This window comes from Mesorhizobium sp. P3_A9 (genome assembly GCF_056402975.1).
Genome location: NZ_JBFUGJ010000362.1, coordinates 1 through 5,771 on the forward strand (window position 1 = coordinate 1; position 5,771 = coordinate 5,771).

Consider the following 5,771-nt stretch of genomic DNA (forward strand, 5'->3'; position numbering starts at 1 on the left):
GGCCAGCGACAACAGCATGACAAAGGGCGACCACATCCAGATATCGGTCAGCGCAACCGCGTAGAGCGCCATCTTTGGGTCGGCCAGCCACTCGAAGTTGCCGAGCCCGAGCGCATAGTTGATGACGCCCCATGATGGGTCATAGAGCAGCTTCCAGAACAGCCCTACAACAGCCATCGACAACATCATCGGCAGCAGCAGGAGCGTGGTGATAAGGCCCTTGAGCGGGATATCCCGGTTGAGCAGCATCGCCACGCCGAAGCCGACAAGCAGCTGGCCGGCGACAGAGATGATGACGTATTTCGCGGTGATGGCGAAATTGGACCAGACATAGGGGTCGTTGAGCAGGTCGCGGTAGTTCTGCAGCCCGACGAAATTCGCCGGCGCGTTGGTCGACGCGCGGAAGTCGGTGAAGGAATAGCCAAGCGAATAGATCAGCGGAAAGATGTTGAAGACGATCAGGAACAGGACCGTCGGGATAATGAAGAGGTTGCGGATCGAAATGTCGCTTAGGCCGCGCGCGACCGCCCGCGAGGACTTGTCCAGCGTTGTGATCATCGTGGTCGCCAAGACCCCTGCTCCCATTTGCAGAAAAAGAAACGGAGGAGGCACCAACGCCCCCTCCGTGATGCATGATTGTTACTGAACGCGGCCGTACTTCTTGAACGTCGCGTTCCAGTCGGCAGCCAGAGCGTCCAGCGTTTCCTTGGCGGTGCCTTCGCCGCCGATCATGTAGGGATAGACGCGCTGGTTGAGCTGCTGCAGCAGTTCGGCGTATTCCGGCACGGCCCAGAAGTCCTTCACCTTGAACATGGTCTCGTAGAAGGCCTTGTTGTAGGGCGTGGCACTCTGGAACTCCGGCGACTTGAGCACCGCCGCGCTGCAGGTGTAGCCGCCAAGGGCCGCCCACTTCTTCTGGGTCTCGTCCTTGATAAACCACTCAAGGAACTTCGTCGCCTCTTCCTGCTTCTTCGAGTAGGAGACGATCGAGATGCCTTGCCCGCCGAGCGCGGCGAACTGGTCACCACCGGGGCCGGGTGGATTGGCGAAGAAGCCGGTGTTCTTGGCGTTCGGGTTCGAAGCCTCGTTGATCAGCGAGGGGAAGAACGCGAAGTAGTTCATGCTCATCGCGGCCAGGTTCTCGGTGATCGCCTGGTTGTCCTCGACGAAGAACGACTTGGCCCAGCCCGGAGGCGTGAACTTGTAGAGCTCCTTGTAGGCGTCGAGTGCCGCGATCGCCTTGTCGGAATTGATGAAGCCATCGACCTTGTAGGTCGAATAGTCACCCAGTTCGCCGCCATAGGAGAACAGCGCGTTCTCGAAGCCCATCGCCATCGCGTCATAGGAATTGTCGGTGTAGATGGCGATGCCGTATTTCTTCTGATCCGGCCGGTAGAAGAATTCGGCGATGTCGCGCAGCGCCTTGAAATCCTTCGGCACGTCGAGATCATAGCCGTACTTGGCCTTGAAGGCTTCCTTCTCCTTGGGATCCTCGAACCAGTCCTTGCGATAGGACCAGCCGACAGCGTCACCCTCGAGAGGGATGGCCCAGTACTTGCCGCTGTTGCCGGGATATTCGGCGTAGTATTTCACCGTCGCCGGCGCCATCACTTCTTTCAGATTGTACTTGTTGAAGAAGTCGGTGAGGTCGACATAGTGGCCACCGGTCGAGCCGGCGCCGAGCCACTGCGAGTCGCCGACGACCAGGTCGTAGGCGTCGCCATGGGCGTTGAACTCGGTGAAGGCCTTGGTCTGGAAGTCTGACCAGGGCGTGGTCTCCACCGTGATCTTGACGCCGGTTTCCTTCTCGTACTCGTTGCCGAGTTCCTGCAGATAGTTGGCCGGATCCCATTCGGCCCAGAAGATGGTGAGCGACTTTTCCTGCGCGTAAACGGACGTGCCGCAGGCAAGCGTTAAGCCGATACCAGCAAGCACGCTGGTCACTAACTTGCGCATAATGATTTCCTCCCTTGTGCGCATTCTACCTTGTCATGCGAGCCGGCGACGGAGCCGGCTCTGGTAGTTCCTCCCGTGATCGCACCTTTCCGGTTCCGGGCCTCCTCGCCCTGCCGGAAAATGGATCGCAGCCCTCACTTTAGATCCACTTTTCTTTTCTAATCTGGTATTACCAATTGCGCGTCGACGTCAAGCCCTTTCTTGGAAGATAGACTTGGCCACTCCTGCGGAATCCAAGCATTATCTGTCTGTTTTCCAATGATTTTCCTACTCAATGATACGCAGGGCTGTTGCACAGCCCCCGGCATCAGGGATAATATTGATAGTCGGCATGCAAATCTGGTCGAACCAGATAGGTCCTACTCCGGATCGACGTCGCCTCCTTCACCGATCGATTCCGCCACCGCCGCGCGCACCAGGGCGCCTGCCGCCCATTGCGCCACGGACCGTGTCCTGCGGCTGTCCAGGCCCCAGATATCCTTGAGCACGATCAGCACCTCGACGCCGAAGATCAGCGACAGCGCCTGCGCCAGGCGCTTGAAATCGCGCGGCGGCAAATGACCCTTGAGCGGCTCGATCGCTTGCTGCAGCAAATCGACGCGATGACCGCGCGTGAAGGCCGGCTCACCGCCCAGCGTGCCGGCCTGGCGCCGCGCCCATTGATCGAGCGACAGCTTCAGCGCCGCCTTGAACGTTGCTTCAAAAGCCTCGATGCGCGGCATGGCGGTGTCGAACAACTCCGCCACCCGGCGTTCGGCATCGAGAGAGGTCGACTGCCAGGTCAGGATTGGTCCCAGCCCCTCGTCGACGACAGCCTGCACCAGTGCCGCCTGGCTCGGGAAATAGCGATAGGCGGTGGCGCGGGAAACTTCCGCCGCTTCCGCCACCTCGCTGACCGACGGCGTGACACCGGCCTGCATCAGGCGCGTCGCCGTCTCCAGCATCAGCCGTTTCGTCCGCGCCCGGGGTCCGCGCTCGGCGGCCTCGCCGCTTACCCGCTCGGTGTCGCCGCTTGCAGTGGATCGTTGACGTGAGACATCCATGTCAATATGATACGCGCGTCTCAAAAATTTGCAATAACCTGGGAACCGCCCATGAAGCGCATTTACGTCGTGGGCACTGCGGACACCAAGGGCGAGGAACTCGCCTTCCTGGCCGATGCGATTGCCGCCACCGGCGCCGCCGTTTCACGCGTCGATGTCGGCACGCGCAAGGCAACCATCCCCGTCGACATCACCGCGAAGGAAATTGCCGGCCATCATCCGGACGGCAGCACAGCCGTGCTCGGTGGTGACGATCGTGGCGCCGCGGTTGCGGCCATGGGCGTCGCCTTCACCCGCTTCGTCCAGTCGCGAAACGACATCGCCGCCGTGATCGGCATTGGCGGTGGCGGTGGCACCTCGATCATCACATCAGGCATGCGCGCGCTGCCGCTTGGGCTGCCGAAAATCATGGTCTCGACGCTCGCCTCCGGCGACACCGCTCCCTATGTCGATGTCTCCGACATCATCATGATGCCGTCGGTGACCGACATGGCCGGGCTGAACCGGCTCTCCCGTGTCGTGCTGCACAATGCCGCCCAGGCGATAGCGGGCATGGCGGCAAGACCGGCGCCGCCACCCGATGGCAAGCGGTCGATCGGTCTCACCATGTTCGGCGTCACCACGCCGTGTGTGACGGCCATCGCCGACCAGCTTCGCTCGACCTACGACTGCATGGTCTTCCACGCGACCGGCACTGGCGGCCGCAGCATGGAGAAGCTGGCCGACAGCGGCCTGCTGTCCGGCGTCATCGACATCACCACGACCGAGGTCTGCGACCTGCTGTTCGGCGGCGTGCTGCCGGCAACGCAGGATCGCTTCGGCGCGATTGCCCGCAGCAAGCTCCCCTATGTCGGTTCGGTCGGGGCGCTCGACATGGTCAATTTCTGGGCGCTCTCGACCATTCCGGACCGCTATCGCGGCCGGCTGTTCTACGAACACAATCCGAACGTCACGCTGATGCGTACGACGGCGCAGGAATGCCGCGCGATCGGCGAATGGATCGGCACCAGGCTCGCCCTTTGCGAAGGGCCGGTGCATTTCCTCATCCCGGAGAAAGGCGTCTCCGCGCTCGACATCGAAGGTGGCGCCTTCTTCGATCCGCAGGCCGACGCCGTCCTGTTCGAAGCCATCGAGCGCACCATCGAGCCGAATGCCACCCGCCGCGTCACCCGCCTGCCGCTGCACATCAACGACCCCGAATTCGCCCAGGCAGCAACCACCGCCTTCCTCGACATCGCCAGACACTGAGGTCTAAAAACATGCCCGCTATACCGCGCAAGGACATACTGAAGAAGTTCCGGGGAATGATCGACAAGGGCGTGCCGATCGTCGGCGGCGGCGCCGGCACCGGCCTGTCGGCCAAGGCCGAGGAGGCTGGCGGCATCGACCTGATCATCATCTACAATTCCGGCCGCTACCGCATGGCCGGCCGCGGCTCGGCCGCCGGCCTGCTCGCCTACGGCAATGCCAACGAGATCGTCAAGGAAATGGCCTATGAGGTGCTGCCGGTGGTCAAACACACGCCAGTGCTGGCCGGCGTCAACGGCACCGATCCCTTCGTCATCATGCCGCTGCTGCTAGCCGAACTGAAGACCATGGGCTTTTCCGGCGTGCAGAATTTCCCCACCATCGGCCTGTTTGACGGCTCCATGCGGCAGAGCTTCGAGGAGACCGGCATGGGCTTCGGGCTCGAGGTCGACATGATCGCCGAGGCGCACAAGCTCGACCTGCTCACCACGCCCTATGTCTTCAACCCAGACGAGGCCCGCGCCATGACCAAGGCCGGCGCCGACATTGTCGTCGCTCATATGGGCGTTACGACTGGCGGCTCGATCGGCGCCACCTCCGCCAAGTCGCTCGACGACTGCGTGGTCGAAATCGACGCCATTGCTAACGCCGCCCGTTCGGTGCGCAAGGACGTCATCCTGCTTTGCCATGGTGGCCCGATCTCGATGCCCGACGACGCCCGCTACATCCTCGACCGCTGCAAGGGCCTGCACGGCTTCTATGGCGCGAGCTCGATGGAGCGGCTGCCGGCGGAAGCCGCGATTGCCCGGCAGACCGCCGACTTCAAGGCCGTCACGCTGCATGACCAGAAGAAAAAGAAGGGATGAGGAAATGACCGACAAGTGCAAGGTGTTTGTCTACCCGAGGGACGTCAGCGCCTTCGGCTTCGACTGGGGAAAACTGTCGCTGACGGTGGCGCCGGAAGTGAACGGCGCGACGCGCTTTTCCGGCGGCGTCGTCGACCTGCCATCGGGCAAGGGCCACACACGCCACAACCATCCGGGCGCGGAGGAAATCATCTTCGTCATCTCGGGCCATGGCGAGCAGATGGTGGAGGACGAGAACGGCAATCCGGTGGTGGCGAAGGTCGGTCCCGGCTGCACCATCTATGTGCCGGAAAGCCGGTTTCATTCGACGCTGAACACCGGCGATGGGCCGATGCAGCTCTTCGTCGTCTATTCGCCGGCTGGGCCGGAACTGGTGTTGCGGGAGTTGCCGGATTTCAGGCTGATCCCGGCGGGGCAGTGATCTTTCCACCCGCCCCTCGTTGGGGAGGGCCCCTCATCCGGCCGCTTCGCGGCCACCGCCCTCCAGGCGTTCGTTGTTCGAAAAGCCAAGCAGTTGGCTTTTCGTCCGCTACGCGGACCACGCCTCACCCCCGAGGGGAGAAGAGACAAGCATCGGTGCCGGCTCCCTCCTCTCCCCTCGGGGAGAGGTCGGATTGCCCCGAATTGCTCTTCGCAATTCGGTTGGCAATCCGGTGGT

6 protein-coding genes are annotated in these 5,771 nt (G+C 62.2%); 3 read left to right on the forward strand and 3 right to left on the reverse strand.

Going from position 1 to position 5,771, the window contains the following annotated elements; translation table 11 throughout:
* The 3 genes from AC1DX0_RS29835 to AC1DX0_RS29845 form a co-directional block, all read right to left on the reverse strand.
* On the reverse strand, nt 1-570 hold a 570-nt coding region (locus AC1DX0_RS29835; RefSeq protein WP_477358026.1), incomplete at its 3' end, for a carbohydrate ABC transporter permease.
* A 69-nt stretch (nt 571-639) separates the two neighbouring features.
* Complete coding sequence (locus tag AC1DX0_RS29840; RefSeq protein WP_477220247.1) at nt 640-1,956, reverse strand: ABC transporter substrate-binding protein; 1,317 nt, start codon at nt 1,954-1,956, stop codon at nt 640-642.
* Between the two features lie 359 nt (nt 1,957-2,315).
* Complete coding sequence (locus tag AC1DX0_RS29845; protein WP_477220248.1) at nt 2,316-2,999, reverse strand: TetR/AcrR family transcriptional regulator; 684 nt, start codon at nt 2,997-2,999, stop codon at nt 2,316-2,318.
* Between the two features lie 51 nt (nt 3,000-3,050).
* On the opposite strand from AC1DX0_RS29845, the gene AC1DX0_RS29850 reads away from it, so the two are divergent.
* The 3 genes from AC1DX0_RS29850 to AC1DX0_RS29860 are packed head-to-tail and all read left to right on the forward strand — an operon-like array spanning nt 3,051 to nt 5,534.
* A complete protein-coding gene (locus AC1DX0_RS29850; RefSeq protein WP_477220249.1) occupies nt 3,051-4,247 on the forward strand; it encodes a Tm-1-like ATP-binding domain-containing protein in 1,197 nt (398 codons plus the stop codon).
* 11 nt (nt 4,248-4,258) lie between these two features.
* Nucleotides 4,259-5,113 (forward strand): phosphoenolpyruvate hydrolase family protein, encoded by an 855-nt coding sequence (locus tag AC1DX0_RS29855; RefSeq protein WP_477220250.1) that lies wholly within the window; start codon nt 4,259-4,261, stop codon nt 5,111-5,113.
* 4 nt (nt 5,114-5,117) lie between these two features.
* On the forward strand, nt 5,118-5,534 hold the full coding sequence (locus AC1DX0_RS29860) for a cupin domain-containing protein (protein ID WP_477220251.1): 417 nt from the start codon (nt 5,118-5,120) through the stop codon (nt 5,532-5,534).
* Nucleotides 5,535-5,771 lie beyond the last annotated feature (237 nt).